Origin of the sequence: Enterobacter cloacae complex sp. I1M, from assembly GCF_014982425.1 — a bacterium.
In the GTDB taxonomy this organism is placed as follows: Bacteria; Pseudomonadota; Gammaproteobacteria; order Enterobacterales; family Enterobacteriaceae; genus Enterobacter; species Enterobacter intestinihominis.
The window spans coordinates 66,846-82,153 of the sequence record NZ_JADCLG010000029.1 but is presented as its reverse complement, the minus strand read 5'-3'; the positions used below and the strand labels follow the sequence as shown (position 1 = coordinate 82,153).

At 55.5% G+C, this 15,308-nt stretch carries 16 protein-coding genes and 1 other annotated feature; of the genes, 5 read left to right on the top strand and 11 right to left on the bottom strand.

The window, feature by feature from the left end:
* Positions 1-134: 134 nt before the first annotated feature.
* Both INF86_RS17465 and yaaA read left to right on the top strand, forming a co-directional pair.
* A complete protein-coding gene (locus INF86_RS17465) occupies positions 135-1,568 on the top strand; it encodes a sodium:alanine symporter family protein (protein WP_193543758.1) in 1,434 nt (477 codons plus the stop codon).
* A 66-nt stretch (positions 1,569-1,634) separates the two neighbouring features.
* On the top strand, positions 1,635-2,408 hold the full coding sequence (yaaA, locus tag INF86_RS17460; RefSeq protein ID WP_180256652.1) for a peroxide stress protein YaaA: 774 nt from the start codon (positions 1,635-1,637) through the stop codon (positions 2,406-2,408).
* A gap of 31 nt (positions 2,409-2,439) precedes the next feature.
* On the opposite strand, the gene INF86_RS17455 is transcribed toward yaaA, so the two are convergent.
* The 7 genes from INF86_RS17455 to yjjY all read right to left on the bottom strand — a co-directional run bounded on the left by INF86_RS17455 (position 2,440) and on the right by yjjY (position 9,246).
* A complete protein-coding gene (locus INF86_RS17455) occupies positions 2,440-2,727 on the bottom strand; it encodes a DUF2502 domain-containing protein (RefSeq protein WP_022646999.1) in 288 nt (95 codons plus the stop codon).
* A gap of 248 nt (positions 2,728-2,975) precedes the next feature.
* Entirely contained in the window at positions 2,976-4,262 is a 1,287-nt protein-coding gene (gene thrC / locus INF86_RS17450; RefSeq protein ID WP_048966497.1) for a threonine synthase, read from the bottom strand.
* Positions 4,263-4,265: 3 nt separating this feature from the next.
* Positions 4,266-5,195 (bottom strand): homoserine kinase, encoded by a 930-nt coding sequence (thrB, locus tag INF86_RS17445; protein WP_023299286.1) that lies wholly within the window; start codon positions 5,193-5,195, stop codon positions 4,266-4,268.
* A 1-nt stretch (position 5,196) separates the two neighbouring features.
* Positions 5,197-7,659 carry a bifunctional aspartate kinase/homoserine dehydrogenase I gene (gene thrA, locus INF86_RS17440; RefSeq protein ID WP_193543757.1) on the bottom strand — a complete coding sequence of 821 codons (2,463 nt, stop codon included), beginning with the start codon at positions 7,657-7,659 and terminating at the stop codon, positions 5,197-5,199.
* Between the two features lie 24 nt (positions 7,660-7,683).
* Positions 7,684-7,801, bottom strand: a sequence feature (Thr leader region).
* Positions 7,740-7,808: a thr operon leader peptide gene (thrL, locus tag INF86_RS17435; protein WP_015572623.1), complete on the bottom strand. Its 69-nt coding sequence runs from the start codon at positions 7,806-7,808 to the stop codon at positions 7,740-7,742. It overlaps the preceding feature by 62 nt.
* Positions 7,809-8,019: 211 nt before the next feature.
* Entirely contained in the window at positions 8,020-8,706 is a 687-nt protein-coding gene (locus INF86_RS17430) for a tRNA/rRNA methyltransferase (RefSeq protein ID WP_038415292.1), read from the bottom strand.
* A gap of 399 nt (positions 8,707-9,105) precedes the next feature.
* Positions 9,106-9,246, bottom strand: a complete 141-nt coding sequence (gene yjjY, locus INF86_RS17425) for a protein YjjY (protein WP_001541509.1) — start codon at positions 9,244-9,246, stop codon at positions 9,106-9,108.
* 95 nt (positions 9,247-9,341) lie between these two features.
* On the opposite strand from yjjY, the gene arcA reads away from it, so the two are divergent.
* Positions 9,342-10,058: a two-component system response regulator ArcA gene (gene arcA / locus INF86_RS17420; RefSeq protein WP_003856501.1), complete on the top strand. Its 717-nt coding sequence runs from the start codon at positions 9,342-9,344 to the stop codon at positions 10,056-10,058.
* A 48-nt stretch (positions 10,059-10,106) separates the two neighbouring features.
* On the opposite strand, the gene creA is transcribed toward arcA, so the two are convergent.
* Positions 10,107-10,577, bottom strand: a complete 471-nt coding sequence (creA, locus tag INF86_RS17415) for a protein CreA (RefSeq protein WP_003856503.1) — start codon at positions 10,575-10,577, stop codon at positions 10,107-10,109.
* A 214-nt stretch (positions 10,578-10,791) separates the two neighbouring features.
* Between creA and robA the strand changes: the two genes are divergently transcribed.
* A complete protein-coding gene (gene robA, locus INF86_RS17410) occupies positions 10,792-11,661 on the top strand; it encodes an MDR efflux pump AcrAB transcriptional activator RobA (protein ID WP_022646995.1) in 870 nt (289 codons plus the stop codon).
* Here robA and gpmB read toward each other — a convergent pair.
* Positions 11,658-12,305 (bottom strand): 2,3-diphosphoglycerate-dependent phosphoglycerate mutase GpmB, encoded by a 648-nt coding sequence (gene gpmB / locus INF86_RS17405; protein ID WP_193543756.1) that lies wholly within the window; start codon positions 12,303-12,305, stop codon positions 11,658-11,660. The genes robA and gpmB overlap by 4 nt on opposite strands.
* 48 nt (positions 12,306-12,353) lie before the next feature.
* Between gpmB and yjjX the strand changes: the two genes are divergently transcribed.
* Entirely contained in the window at positions 12,354-12,869 is a 516-nt protein-coding gene (gene yjjX, locus INF86_RS17400; protein ID WP_022646994.1) for an inosine/xanthosine triphosphatase, read from the top strand.
* Positions 12,870-12,896: 27 nt separating this feature from the next.
* Here the strand turns inward: yjjX and trpR are convergent, their stop codons facing one another.
* Together trpR and sltY are read right to left on the bottom strand one after the other, a co-directional pair.
* The gene (gene trpR, locus INF86_RS17395; RefSeq protein ID WP_003856511.1) at positions 12,897-13,226 is read right to left on the bottom strand and encodes a trp operon repressor; all 330 of its coding nucleotides are present in this window, start codon (positions 13,224-13,226) and stop codon (positions 12,897-12,899) included.
* Positions 13,227-13,281: 55 nt separating this feature from the next.
* Positions 13,282-15,219, bottom strand: a complete 1,938-nt coding sequence (gene sltY / locus INF86_RS17390) for a murein transglycosylase (RefSeq protein WP_193543755.1) — start codon at positions 15,217-15,219, stop codon at positions 13,282-13,284.
* Between the last annotated feature and the right edge of the window lie 89 nt (positions 15,220-15,308).

Sequence of the window (15,308 nt, the reverse complement as noted above, 5' to 3'; positions counted from 1 at the left end):
GGCAGCGCAACCGCAGACAGTGCGCTTAGGCAGAGTATGATAAACTCAGAATATTAACAGGCTGCTAAGTAACAGCATGCACAATCAGTGGTAGCGCTTACATATTCACGTTGGCATCAACAAGAGGGACGTTAGTGCCTGATTTCTTTTTCTTTATTAACGAAGTCCTCTGGGGTTCTATCATGATATACCTGCTTTCAGGAGCAGGTATCTGGTTTACGTGGCGCAGCGGACTGATTCAGTTTCGCTATATTCGCAAATTTGGCAGAAGTCTGAAAAACAGCGTCACACCACAGCCGGGCGGCCTGACCTCGTTTCAGGCGCTCTGTACCAGCCTGGCCGCGCGCGTCGGCAGCGGTAACCTGGCCGGTGTCGCGCTGGCAATCGACGCGGGCGGTCCGGGCGCGGTATTCTGGATGTGGGTGACGGCGATTATCGGTATGGCCACCTCCTTTGCTGAATGCTCGCTTGCGCAGCTCTACAAAGAAAAAGACGGCAACGGTCAGTTTCGCGGCGGTCCCGCCTGGTATATGGCTCGCGGACTGGGAATGCGCTGGATGGGCGTCCTGTTCTCAATCTTTTTACTAATAGCCTATGGTCTTATTTTCAATACCGTTCAGGCAAATTCCGTCGCCCACGCGCTGCGCTTTGCCTTTAATTGTCCGGAGTGGCTGACGGGCAGCGCGCTTGCCCTTCTCACCCTGCTGACCATTGTGACCGGGCTGAGAGGGGTTGCCCGCCTGATGCAGTGGCTGGTTCCGCTGATGGCGCTGCTGTGGGTGTCAACCAGCCTGTTGGTATGCGCGATACATATCGACGAAGTGCCGAACGTCATCGTCACCATTTTCCAAAACGCGTTCGGCTGGCGCGAAGCGGCTTCCGGCGCGCTGGGTTACACCCTTAGCCAGGCTCTCACTGCGGGTTTTCAGCGAGGCATGTTCTCCAACGAGGCGGGAATGGGCTCCACGCCGAATGCCGCCGCAGCGGCCGCATCCTGGCCCCCGCATCCCGCCGCGCAGGGCATTGTACAGATGATTGGCGTCTTCACAGACACCATTGTTATCTGCTCCGCCAGTGCGATGATAATGTTGCTGTCCGGCGCCGTTGAACATCCATCCGGCAGTACAGCAGGCATTCACTGGGTACAACAGGCGCTGGTCTCCCTCGTCGGCGGTTGGGGCGCAGGCCTTGTCGCCCTTGTCGTGGGGCTTTTTGCCTTCAGTTCTATTGTGGTGAACTATATCTATGCCGAGAACAACCTTATTTTCCTGAAAGTTGACTCGCGTCTGGCCCGCAACATCCTTCGCGCGGGTGTGCTGGCGATGGTATTTGTCGGTTGCCTGCTCAGCATGCCGATGATCTGGCAACTGGCGGATGTCATTATGGCGCTGATGGCCATCACCAATTTGACGGCAATTTTGCTTCTTTCACCGGTTGTGGCGCTGATCGCGCGCGATTATCTGCGTCAGCGCAAGCTCGGCGTACAGCCCGTTTTTGACGCCTCACGCTATCCCGAAATCGAATCACAAATTGCCCCTGGCACCTGGGATGATTTGCCGCGGCAATAACAGCTATCGATCAATTCAGGGCGATTTTTTGTTAAAGTCGCTCTAAATTTCCTGCAAGGACTGGATATGCTGATTCTGATTTCACCTGCCAAAACGCTCGACTACCAAAGCCCGCTCGCCACTGAGCGTTATACCCAGCCGGAATTGCTGGACTACTCGCAACAGCTGATCCACGAGGCGCGTAAGCTTTCGGCTCCGCAAATCGCTTCGCTGATGAGCATCAGTGATAAACTCGCCGACCTGAACGCCACCCGTTTTCACGAGTGGCAGCCTGACTTCACGCCCGCTAACGCCCGCCAGGCGCTGTTGGCCTTCAAAGGTGACGTCTACACTGGCCTGCAAGCAGAAACGTTTAGCGAAGCCGATTTCGATTTTGCCCAGCAGCATCTGCGCATGTTATCCGGCTTGTACGGGGTGCTGCGCCCGCTGGATCTGATGCAGCCGTATCGTCTGGAGATGGGTATCCGCCTGGAAAATGCCAAAGGCAAAGATCTGTACCAGTTCTGGGGCGATGTCATTACCGATAAGCTTAACGCGGCGCTGCAAGCCCAGGGGAACAACGTGGTGATCAACCTGGCCTCCGATGAGTACTTCAAATCGGTGAAGCCGAAAAAGCTGGATGCGGACATTATCAAGCCGGTGTTCCTCGACGAGAAAAACGGCAAATTTAAAGTGATCAGCTTCTACGCCAAAAAAGCGCGCGGTCTGATGAGCCGCTTCATCATTCAAAACCGCCTGACGAAGCCAGAGCAGCTCACTGGCTTTAACAGTGAAGGGTATTTCTTCGACGAGGCATCGTCAGGAAAAAACGAGCTGGTGTTTAAGCGTCACGAGCAATAAAAGACAACCCCGCCAGCTGGCGGGGTTTGTATTAATGGTGCTTCCGGTCCGGCCCCGGGCGATGATCGTCATGACGGTGATGATCGTGACGATCGCGATGTTCATCGTGCGGACGCCAGTGGTTATCGCGCCAGTCATAGTGCGCTTTCCACCAGTCATGGTCGCGCCAGCGGCCGCCATCCCAGTAGTGTCCGTTATTATCCCGATCGCCAATTTGCAGTTTTACCGCAGGGACGAGGGTGATCTCAGCTGCCTGCACCGCCATGGGAGCGACCAGCATCAGTGAAAGCGCGATAAGTGCAGGTTTCAGTGTAGACATAGGTGACTCCTTATTCTTCTTGCCCAACGTGGGCCGATGTAAGGAGAGTACGTGATGGGAACGGTGGATGTTATTCTCTGCAATCCTAAACCCTAAGTGACCGCATTTATTGGGAATTTCTGCTTTTTTCCTGCTGTTTTTCTCCTTATTTTCTCCATAAAAAAGCCGGGTGGCGGCTTCGCCTTACCCGGCCTACTTTCTGAAATGTTCCAGGCCCGGTAAGGCGTAGCCGCCACCGGGCAATAAACTCACGCTCGGGTCATCATCAGCTTACGCAGTGCGGCAAAGTCTGCGGGCAGCTCATGGGACAGCAACGGCAGGTCGGCGCGCTCGGCCAGCTCTTTTGGCAGCGGCAGCGTTTCACCCAGGATCGCTTCCACGCTCTCTTTGAACTTGGCCGGATGGGCGGTACCGAGGAACAGGCCATACTCACCCGGTTGAAGCTGATCGCGCAGGGCACGATAGGCAATCGCCGCGTGCGGCTCAGAGGTATAGCCCACCGCTTTCAGCTCGCGCATGGTGGCTTTCGTGGTTTCGTCCGTCACCGCTGCGTAGCCCAGGTCGCCCAGACGCCAGACCTTACGGCGGAACAGCTCTTCCACACGCGGCCAGTTGTTAGGCTGTGACACATCCATCGCATTGGAGAGCGTGGCCTGCGTCGCGTTCGGCGCCCATTTTCCGTCCTTCAGGAAACGCGGCACGGTGTCGTTGGCGTTGGTAGCGGCGATAAAGCGCTTCACCGGCAGGCCGAGTGATTTCGCCAGCAGGCCCGCCGTTAGATCGCCGAAGTTCCCGCTTGGCACGGAAACTACCAGCTGATTGCGCGCGTCCTGCGGCAGCTGGGCCACCGCTTCGAAGTAGTAGCAGATCTGCGCCAGCAGACGGCTGATGTTGATGGAGTTGGCAGAGTTCAGCCCCAGCGCCGCCTTCAGCTCTTCGTCATCAAAGGCCTGCTTCACCAGCGCCTGGCAGGCATCGAAATCGCCGTCGATCGCCACGGTTTCAATGTTGCCCCCAAGAGTGCAGAACAGTTTTTCCTGAAGCGGGCTGATTTTGCCTTTCGGATAGAGGATCACCACGCGGACGTTTTTCAGGCCGTAGAACGCATGAGCCACCGCCGCACCGGTATCACCTGAGGTCGCGGTCAGGATGGTCACCGGTTTGTCGCCGCTGATGTGGGTCAGCATCTGCGCCATGAAGCGACCGCCGAAATCTTTGAACGCCAGCGTCGGGCCGTGGAACAGCTCCAGACAGCCAACGTCAGGCTCCACCTGCTTCACCGGGGCCGGGAAAGCAAACGCCGCGCGCACGCGCTCTTCGAGCAGCTCCTGCGGGATTTCGTCACCAATAAACGCAGACAGAATTTTGGTGCTGCGGGTGACAAAGTCCTGCTTAAGCAGTTCATCGATTTCAGTCAGTTGAAATTCCGGCAGGTCGTGGGGGAAAAATAGCCCCTGATTTTTGCCCAAACCCTGCGTTACCGCCTGCGAAAAGCTGACCTGCTCGTTATGATCTTTAAGGTTGTAGAGTTTCATTCGTTATCCCAGTACTCGTGCGCCAGCCGTGTCCAGACGGCAAATATGAACAAAGCCTTCCTGATTTTGCAGGTAGTGTTTAGAGAGCCAGTCCGCCACGCGCTGCGCGGTGTCTGGCTTGTCGCATAAGGCGAACAGCGTCGGGCCGGAGCCGGAGATGCCGCACGCCTGTGCGCCGATATCCATGGATGCCTGTCGCGCTTCGTTAAAGCCCGGCAGCAGCTTCGTGCGATACGGCTCGGCAATAACGTCTTTCATCAGTTTCGCCGCCAGCTGCGGCTGTCGGGTATAGCAGGCATGAATAAAGCCCGCCAGATGACGCCCGTGGGCGATACAGTCCTGACGACGATACTGCGCCGGCAGGATCGCACGCGCTTCGGCGGTAGAAACCTTAATGCCCGGATAGGCAAGCACCCACAGCCACTCATCAAACCCTGGCACCTGCTGGCTGATGATGCCATTTTCTTCAATCATCAGCTGCATGCCGCCAAGGAAGCACGGCGCCACGTTATCATAATGAATGCTGCCGGAGATGCGCCCTTCCAGCTCGCCCATCAGCGCCAGCAAGCGGCTGTTGTTCAGCGGCTTGCCGCAGTGCTCATTCATCGCCACCAGCGCGGCGACCACCGAGCAGGCGCTGGAGCCGAGTCCCGAACCAATCGGCATGCTCTTTTCCAGCGTCATGGCGACCGGCACGTTTTTACCAATCTCCTGACAGAAGCGTTCCCAGCACTGATAAACGATATTCTCACGCGGTTCAGGCGGCAGCTTGCTGGCAAAACGGCCGACGTTATTCAGGCTGAAGCGCTCTGCCGCCTCAACCGTTACCGTATCGCCCAGCAGCGAACCATCCACCGGCGTAACCGCCGCGCCCAGCACGTCAAATCCGACGCTCATATTGGCGCTGGAAGCCGGGGCATATACTTTAACCATCTTAAACTCCTAACTTCCATGACAGGGTACGCAGCAGATCGGCAAACACGCCCGCCGCCGTCACATCATTCCCTGCGCCATAGCCGCGAAGTACCAGCGGCAGTGGCTGATAATAATGGCTGTAGAACGCCAGGGCGTTCTCGCCGTTTTTCACCTTGTACAGCGGATCGTTGCCATCCACTTCGGCAATCTTCACGCGGCAGACGCCGTCTTCTTCAATATTGCCAACATAGCGCAATACCTTACCTTCATCACGGGCTTTCGCAACGCGGGCGGCAAAGGCGTCGTCAAGCTGCGGCAACCTGGCCATAAAAGCGCTGACGTCGCCGCTGTCATCAAATTCTGCTGGCAGCACCGGCTCAATCACGATATCCGAAAGCTCCAGCTCGCGGCCGGTTTCGCGCACCAGGATCAGCAGCTTACGCGCCACATCCATACCGGAGAGGTCGTCGCGCGGATCCGGCTCGGTGTAGCCCAGCTCGCGCGCGGCGCGGGTGGCTTCCGACAGGCTCATCCCTTCGTCCAGCTTGCCGAAGATAAACGACAGGGAGCCGGAGAGGATGCCGGAGAAACGCTGTAGTTCGTCGCCCGCGTTCAGCAGGTTTTGCAGGTTCTCGATGACCGGCAGGCCTGCGCCCACGTTGGTGTCATACAGAAACTTGCGGCGCGACTTGCTCGCCGCCAGACGCAGCTGGTGATAGTAATCCATCGACGAGGTGTTGGCCTTTTTGTTCGGCGTCACCACATGGAAACCTTCGCGCAGGAAATCCGCGTACTGATCGGCCACAGCCTGGCTGGAGGTACAGTCGACGATCACCGGGTTAAGCAGGTGATACTCTTTCACCAGACGGATCAGACGACCCAGGTTGAACGGCTCTTTCGCCTCTTCCAGTTCCGCCTGCCAGTTTTCCAGGTTCAGACCGTGGACGTTAGTCAGCAACGCTTTCGAGTTCGCAATTCCGCAGACGCGCAAATCGATATGTTTCTTCTTAAGCCACTCCTGCTGGCGCTTTACCTGCTCCAGCAGCGCGCCGCCGACGCCGCCGACGCCCACCAGGAACAGCTCAATCACCTGGTCGGTGTTGAACAGCATCTGATGCACCACGCGCACGCCGGTAGTGGCGTCATCGTTATCCACGACAACGGAAATTGAACGCTCTGATGAGCCCTGGGCAATCGCCACGATATTGATATTGGCCCGCGCCAGGGCGGCAAAGAATTTGGCGGAGATTCCGCGCAGGGTGCGCATGCCGTCGCCTACCACGGAGATCACGGCCAGACGCTCCTGAATCGAGAGCGGCTCAAGCAGCTCTTCTTTCAGCTCCAGGTAGAACTCTTCTTCCAGCGCGCGACGGGCGCGCAGGCAATCGCCCTGCGGGACGCAGAAGCTGATGCTGTATTCAGAAGAAGACTGCGTGATCAGCACCACGGAGATCCCGTTACGGGACATGGCCGCAAATACGCGTGCCGCCATGCCAACCATACCTTTCATACCCGGGCCAGAGACGCTGAACATCGCCATGTTATTAAGGTTCGAAATGCCTTTTACCGGCAGGTCATCTTCATCAGCGCTGGCGCCAATCAGCGTACCCGGCGCCTGCGGATTACCGGTGTTTTTAATCAGGCAAGGGATCTGGAACTGGGCAATCGGGGAGATGGTACGTGGGTGAAGCACTTTGGCGCCGAAGTAGGAAAGCTCCATCGCTTCCTGGTACGACATCGACTTCAACAGCCTGGCGTCCGGCACCTGGCGCGGGTCACAGGTATATACACCATCAACGTCAGTCCAGATCTCACAACAGTCTGCACGTAAACAGGCCGCCAGCACGGCAGCGGAGTAGTCAGAGCCGTTACGCCCCAGCACCACCAGTTCGCCCTTCTCGTTACCGGCGGTGAAGCCTGCCATCAGGATCATGTGGTCAGACGGGATTTTGCTCGCCGCAATGCGGCGTGTCGACTCGGCAATGTCGACGGTGGATTCAAGGTAGTGTCCCACAGCCAGCAGTTTTTCAACCGGATCGATGACCGTCACGTGGTGACCGCGCGCTTCCAGCACGCCCGCCATGATGGCGATAGAGAGTTTTTCACCCCGGCAAATCAGCGCCGCGTTGATGCTGTCCGGGCATTGACCCAGCAGGCTGATACCGTGAAGGACGTGTTTAATCTGGGCAAATTCGAGTTCCACGGTGCTTTTCAGCTGCGCCAGCGGGAAGCCAGGCTGGGCGTCTGCCAGCCCCTGAAGCAGTTCAGCGAAGATACGTTCGGCGTCGCTGATGTTCGGAAGTGCATCCTGGCCACCGATGGTTTTTTCAATCATCGCCACCAGGTGGTTCGTGATTTTTGCCGGGGCAGAGAGCACGGTAGCAACCTGCCCCTGCCTGGCGTTACTTTCCAGGATATGGGCAACACGCAGAAAACGCTCTGCATTTGCCACTGATGTACCGCCGAACTTCAACACTCGCATGGTTCTACCTCATTTCCTTTAGCCGAAAAAAAAGCCCGCACTGTTCAGGTGCGGGCTTTTTTCTGTTTTTCCTGTACGCGTCAGCCCGCATCGTTACCTGTGGTAATGATGATGGTTGTAGTAATGGTGGTGATGCTGATGCGTTTCATGGATGTTGTGTACTCTGTCATTATTATCTGTCTGTGCTCTATTCTTTTAGGGTTAAAGGATCGGACACCTTAAGTCAATGAATTTTTAATTTGATCACAATTCGGGACATTCTCACGTCCCGCTGCGTGCAGATTTATTTTCATCGGAATACCCCAGATGCAACCCCAGACATCAGCAGGATCGGCCATAATAAAAACCTATGACACTATTTTACTCGGCTAATTTTTTTTCAATATCATGAAGCAATCGGTGCAGCATTGCCGTGTCGCGCTGTTCAAGACGCCCCAGGCGCTGCTGTAACCAGTCCACCATTTTTTGATCGTCAGCGACGCCCAGTTGCTCGAGAAGCTTATCTGCACGAATACGCAGCGCCGCCAGCTGGTTTTCATCCGTTACTGACGCTGGCGGCTGAGAAATTTGTATTAAGGATGCTAATTGATAGCAGTACACCATCACCGCCTGCCCCAGATTGAGTGACGGATAATCCGCCACCATCGGCGCGCCCGTCAGGACGTCAGCCAGTTCCAGTTCTTCGTTAGTTAGCCCGGAATCTTCTCGCCCAAACACCAGCGCGGCTTTCTCCAGCCACTGGCTTTTTTCTTCCAGTAGTGGCACCAGTTCAGCAGGCGTGGCGTAATAATGAAACTTCGCCCGGCTGCGCGCGGTCGTCGCGACGGTAAACGAAATATCGTGCAGCGCCTCAGCGAGCGTAGCGTAAGTGGTTATATTATCGAGAATATCACCCGAACCGTGCGCCACCCATCGCGCAGCAGGCTCCAGATGCGCCGCGCTGTCTACGATACGCAAATCGGTAAAACCCATGGTCTTCATGGCACGCGCCGCAGCGCCAATATTTTCAGCTCTTGCTGGTGCCACCAGCACAATCGACAGATGCATTTATGCTCTCTTTTTAATCAGTTAGCAGGTAAAAATGTGATTCACTTCAACATATTACGCAGCACGAATTTACAATTTTGCAACACAAATCACCGAAATAGCGTTTCATAACAATTAAAAAAAGCTAAACTATTTTGTGGCTGAACAATCAGTTAGAATGTTAACAGAAGTCCATTATCCTTATGTTTTGTAATGATAATGACCTTATGAATACTCTTTTCCGATTGGATTCGTACCGTTTATCAATCAATGTCCGCAACTAGTTGGTTTATTGAAAAATTGTGACAAAGGCTAGCATTCAGCTACGATGATTTCATCAAACTGTTAACGTGCTACAATTGAACTTGATATATGTCAACGAAGCGTAGTTTTATTGGGTGTCCGGTGTCACTTAGCCTGTTATGTTGCTGTTAAAATGGTTAGGATGACAGCCGTTTTTGACACTGTCGGGTCCAAAGGGAAAGTACCCACGACCAAGCTAATGATGTTGTTGACGTTGATGGAAAGTGCATCAAGAACGCAATTACGTACTTTAGTCACGTTAAGCCGATCATGTTAATTTGCGACATGCATCAGGCAGGTCAGGGACTTTTGTACTTCCTGTTTCGATTTAGTTGGCAATTTAGGTAGCAAACATGCAGACCCCGCACATTCTTATCGTTGAAGACGAGTTGGTAACACGCAACACGTTAAAGAGCATTTTCGAAGCAGAAGGCTACGATGTCTTTGAAGCGACCGATGGCGCAGAGATGCATCAGATCCTTTCTGAAAATGATATCAACCTGGTGATTATGGATATCAATCTGCCGGGCAAAAACGGGCTTCTTCTGGCGCGCGAACTGCGTGAACAGGCGAACGTCGCGTTGATGTTCCTGACAGGCCGTGACAACGAGGTTGATAAAATTCTTGGTCTGGAAATCGGCGCGGATGACTACATCACCAAGCCGTTCAACCCTCGCGAGTTAACCATTCGTGCACGCAACCTGCTGTCCCGCACCATGAATCTGGGTACGGTCAGTGAAGAGCGTCGTAGCGTCGACAGCTACAAATTCAACGGCTGGGAACTTGATATCAATAGCCGTTCGCTGATTAGCCCGAACGGTGAGCAGTACAAACTGCCGCGCAGTGAATTCCGCGCGATGCTGCACTTCTGCGAAAACCCGGGTAAGATCCAGTCCCGTGCAGAACTGCTGAAGAAAATGACCGGTCGTGAGTTGAAGCCACACGATCGTACCGTTGACGTAACCATCCGTCGTATTCGTAAACATTTCGAATCTACGCCTGATACGCCGGAAATCATCGCCACGATCCATGGTGAAGGCTATCGTTTCTGCGGTGACCTCCAGGAGTAATCCTCCCGTCACGCAGTAAAAAACGGCGCTTTTGCGCCGTTTTTTTTATCAATGCCACGGCATAATCGGCACCGCGCTAATCGCGTTTTTCGGTGAGCCTTCCACGACTTTGTCGGAATAAGCCAGATAAGCCAGTGTGTTGCGCTTCGCGTCATAAAAACGGACCACCTGTAGCTTTTTGAACACCAGCGAGGTCCGTTTCTGGAATACAACGTCGCCCTGCGCTTTGCCGTTTTTAATTTTGTCACTCAATTCCACCGGACCAACCTGCTGACAGGAGATGGCCGCGTCAGACGTGTCTTCAGCCAGCCCCAGGCCGCCTTTAATCCCGCCGGTCTTCGCCCGGCTGACATAGCAGGTGACGTTTTTAACGTCCGGATCGTCAAAGGCCTCCACCACAATTTTGTGGTCCGGCCCAAACATTTTAAACACGGTGTCCACGGAGCCAATTTGCTCCGCCTGTGCCACGCGCCCTGCCATCAGCGCCAGTGCTGCAAAGACTAAAACCTTGTATTTCATATTGTTACCATTCATAAAAATTACGCTGAGCGATTATTCAACAGGTTAGATAAAAATGTAGCAAGATCACAGGATTAGAATATATCCGCACTTAAATCACCACAAAAAGCATTTATGCGCAAAAAAAACACTGAATGCTAAAACGTCAAAAAATGCTATTATCCGCTAACCTGTAAACAGGCACCTGCGGCAGTTTTAAGGATGAGGATAGTATATGGATCAGGCTGGAATTATTCGCGACCTGCTCACCTGGCTGGAAGGTCATCTCGACCAGCCTTTGTCACTGGATAATGTGGCGGCAAAAGCAGGCTATTCCAAGTGGCATCTGCAAAGGATGTTCAAGGATGTCACCGGTCATGCTATCGGTGCCTATATTCGCGCACGTCGTTTATCAAAGTCTGCTGTCGCGTTGCGCCTGACCGCGCGACCAATCCTGGATATTGCCCTGCAATATCGCTTCGATTCACAGCAAACCTTCACTCGCGCCTTTAAAAAACAGTTCTCGTTAACGCCAGCGCTTTATCGCCGCTCGCCGGACTGGAGCTCCTTTGGTATGCGTCCGCCGCTGCGTCTGGGCGAGTTTGCGATGCCAAAATATGAAATCATCACCCTGCCGGAAACGCACCTGGTCGGCACCACGCAGAGCTACTCCTGTTCCCTGGAGCAGATCTCCGAGTTCCGCCATCAGATGCGCGTTCAGTTCTGGCGCGAATTTTTAAGCCACGCTCCGGCGATCCCGCCGATTCTGTATGGCCTGAACGAAACGTATCCAAGCCAGGAAAAAGACGACGAGCAGGAAGTGTTCTATACCACGGCGCTGACGCCTGACATGGCGAACGGTTACATTCATGGCTCGAAGCCTGTCGTGCTGGAAGGCGGCGAGTATGTGATGTTCTCATACGAAGGGTTAGGAACGGGCGTTCAGGAGTTCATCCTGACCGTTTACGGGACCTGCATGCCGATGCTGAATCTGAATCGCCGTAAAGGTCAGGACATTGAGCGCTACTATCCGGCGCAAGATGCAAAACCGGAAGAAGGCCCTATCAATCTGCGGATGGAATTCCTGATTCCGGTACGTCGTTAACGCTGCAACTCATCCAGTGCAGGGGCATCAAGATGCGAAATGTCCCCTGCCATCTCAACCACCCACCCCGATGCCAGCCAGGCACTTTCCTGATAGTCGATACGGGAAATGGAACAGTTGCGCAGACGCAAACGGCGCTCGGCGTAAGCCGGCAGCCCCAGAATGGTACTCACCAGGCAACCCAGCGCGATACCGTGGCTCACCAGCAGCGGTCGGCTACCTGCCGGGAATTTCAAGCACTCGGCCAGCGCGGCATGCATGCGCACGCTCAGCTCCTGCATGGATTCCCCCTCAGGGATGCGACCATCTTCAGTGCCGTTCACCAGCGTGCGACGCCAGCCTTCTTCGGTTTCCGTCAGCGTATCGATAGGGCGTTTTTCCAGCACGCCCATATCCAGCTCGCGCAGGCGCGGTTCAAGGGTCACGTCGCAGCCACAGGCATCAGCGATGATGCGTGCCGTCTGCTGCGTGCGGCCTAAATCACTGGAGATGACGTGAGTGATACCCAGCGTTCTGGCGCGCTCCGCCACCTGCCACGCTTGCTGCACACCTTTGTCGGTGAGAGGACTGTCTGACTGGCCTTGAATACGTCGCTCGGCGTTCCACTGCGTTTCACCGTGGCGAACAAGGTATACCTGTAACATGCTTTTTTTCCGTTATACTGCGATGAATTTTTTAAATCGAGCTTAATTATGCACCATGTTGTCTCTGCTACCACCAATCCTGCCAAAATTCAGGCAATTCTAAGGGCATTTGAAGAGATCTTCGGCGAAGGATCCTGCCATATTGACGCCGTCGGCGTCGAGAGCGGTGTGCCGGAACAGCCGTTTGGCAGCGAGGAAACACGCGCTGGCGCACGAAATCGCGTGGCGAATGCAAAAGCCGCCGCGCCAGATGCTGACTTCTGGGTCGCGATTGAAGCAGGTATCGACGAAGGGGCGACCTTCAGCTGGGTTGTCATCGAAAGCCGCGAGCAGCGCGGCGAAGCGCGTTCAGCCACGCTGCCGCTGCCGGAGGTCATACTGGAGAAAGTCCGCGCGGGTGAGGCGCTGGGGCCGGTAATGTCGCACTACACCGGCATTGATGAGATTGGTCGTAAAGAGGGGGCGATTGGCGTCTTTACCGCGGGCAAGCTCACCCGTTCGAGCGTTTACCACCAGGCCGTTATTCTGGCGTTAAGTCCGTTCCATAACGCGATTTATCGTTAAGTTTGTAGGCCGGATTAGGCGAAGCCGTCATCCGGCGTTTTTAAGCAATACCGCTTCCAGCCACTGACGCAGTTCAACCGGCGCCGACTTCAGGCTGTTTGAACCCCGGGTAATCGTCGCGATGCCCGCGCCCAGCTCGTTTTTCAGTTCACGCTGGCTCATTTCGCCACGCAGCAGTTCCTCAATAATGCGTACCCGTGTACCCAGCGCTTCACGCTCGTCTGGCGTCAGCATCAGCTGTAGCAAGGGTAAATGCAGATCTTTGTCGTAAGACTGGCGGAGCAACTCCACAAAACGAAGCCACTCCTGATGACGCTGTTCGGCCATGGCCGAGGAATACGGGGAATGCTGGGTCATGTTATGCTGCCTCTTGTACTCATTAGCGAGTACAGCATAACACAACCCGCGCCGATCAGTAACGTCTCTGCCACTCGGCATCGCTCATCAGGGCATCTTTCTCCCCCATGAAGTGCCGATAGTAGGCGTCATACGCCAGCACGTTCTTCACATATCCGCGCGTTTCCGAGAACGGAATGCTCTCGACGAACGCCACGGCGTCGAGTCGCCCTGCGCTGTTACCAAGCCATGTCCGCACGCGGCCTGGCCCGGCGTTGTACGCCGCTGACGCGAAGATGCGGTTATTACCGAACTGCTGATAGACGTACTGCAAGTAGCTGGTACCGATGTTGATGTTGGTCTCCGGATCCAGCAGCTGGGACGGGCTGCTGTAGCCTGGAATATTAAACATCTTCACCGTGTGCGTCGCGGTGCCCGGCATAATCTGCATCAGGCCGCTGGCCCCCACCGGTGAACGCACTTTCGGGTTCCAGGCGCTTTCCTGACGGGCAATGGCCATCGCGTAGCTTTGCGGAATATCTTTGCCGCTGGTGTAGCGATCGAACAGATCCTTATAAGCCAGCGGGAAACGCTCTTCGAGATGATCCCACAGCTTGCTGGCGATCGTCGCCTGCACGCTCAGATCCCACCAGCGATTATCAAACGCATAGCGGGCAAGCTGCGCCTTCTCGTCGGTGGTACGGCTGGTGACCAGGTTGGCCCATTCGCTGCGCGCGGTATTATCCAGATTCCAGTACATCAGCTCGCGCACGCGCGCCATTTCCGGACCCTGCGTCAGCGCCGGGTTCGCGTTGGCTGGCGCTTTGTCGATCTTCAGGGTGTACTCCTCGCCCAAACGCTGCGCCGCCGCCATCGGGTAGAAGCCGCGCTGCTGCATCAGGGAGTGGAGGATCGCTTTGGCTTCGTCTTCACGACCACGCTCCAGCAACAGGTCCGCCTGCCAGTAACGCCATTCATCTTTCTCTTTAGCATCCATCGGCAGGCGCGCCAGCCAGGTATTGAGGCCACGACGATCGCCCGTTCCCAGCGCCATGCGCACGCGACGCTCCACCAGCGAGACAGAGTTTGAACGCATTACCGCGTCGTCACGCCAGCGCGCCTGTTCGTCGGTGACATCTGTTCCCATCAGTCGCCATGCCACAATATCGCGCAGTTCCTGGGTTTGATCGTCATTAAGCTGCTGGGCCTGCACCAGCTGCGGGATCATCAGCCGGGCGTTTTCCACATCCTCACGCGCCACGCTGGCAAAGGCCACCGCCGCCATCTGGCGGGTAAAATCGGTCGCGCCGGTGGTACGCGCAAACGTCAGCACGGTATTGGGATCGTTTGCCAGACTGATAACGGCAGAGGCAATGGTCTGATAATCCGCGGGCATCTGGCCCGCCAGCACGGTAACCAGCCGGGTGTTTCCGGCCTTCATCGCCAGGCGAATACGTTCCAGGTAAGAGAGCGGATCCTGCTTGCCCGAGGCGCGCCAGGCGCTGAACAGCGGGTCACAGGCGTTTGGCTGGCTTTTGCCCGTCAACCACAGCTCTTTCGCGCCGGTCCAGGCTTCCTCCTGCTGACCGGTCGCCCATTTCGCATAATAGTAATTACACTGCGCTTCCGTCGCGCCCGGCTTATCCGGGCTGAAAGCCAGCAGGCCGCGCCAGTCTTCGCGACGGGCCAGCTCGTTCACAAACCGGGACTTCAGGGTACGCGCAGGCGGCAGTGTCGGGTTCGCCTGAATGAAGTTATTTACGGTGACGGTCGGTTGATTCATGAGATCATCAGTGATCTGACGATACTCCAGATACGGATACAGCGGATAATCCTTCAGCGTCGGCATCAGCGCCTGCACGGTATCCATCTGCTTGTTGTCCCATGCCTGCTTAATCTGGGCATAGCGGTTACGTTGTTCATCCAGTGAATCGGCATGCACCGCCTGGCTTACCGCCATTACGCATACGCTGGCAGCCAGCAGACGCCAGACCACCCGTTTGGCTTTTTCCACAAGCTCTTCCTCATTGTTTTTCGTCAGTTGCAGCGTCTTGCCACGTGAAAGTTACCTCAACTTATGCTAACCAGGCATCCCACAACGCG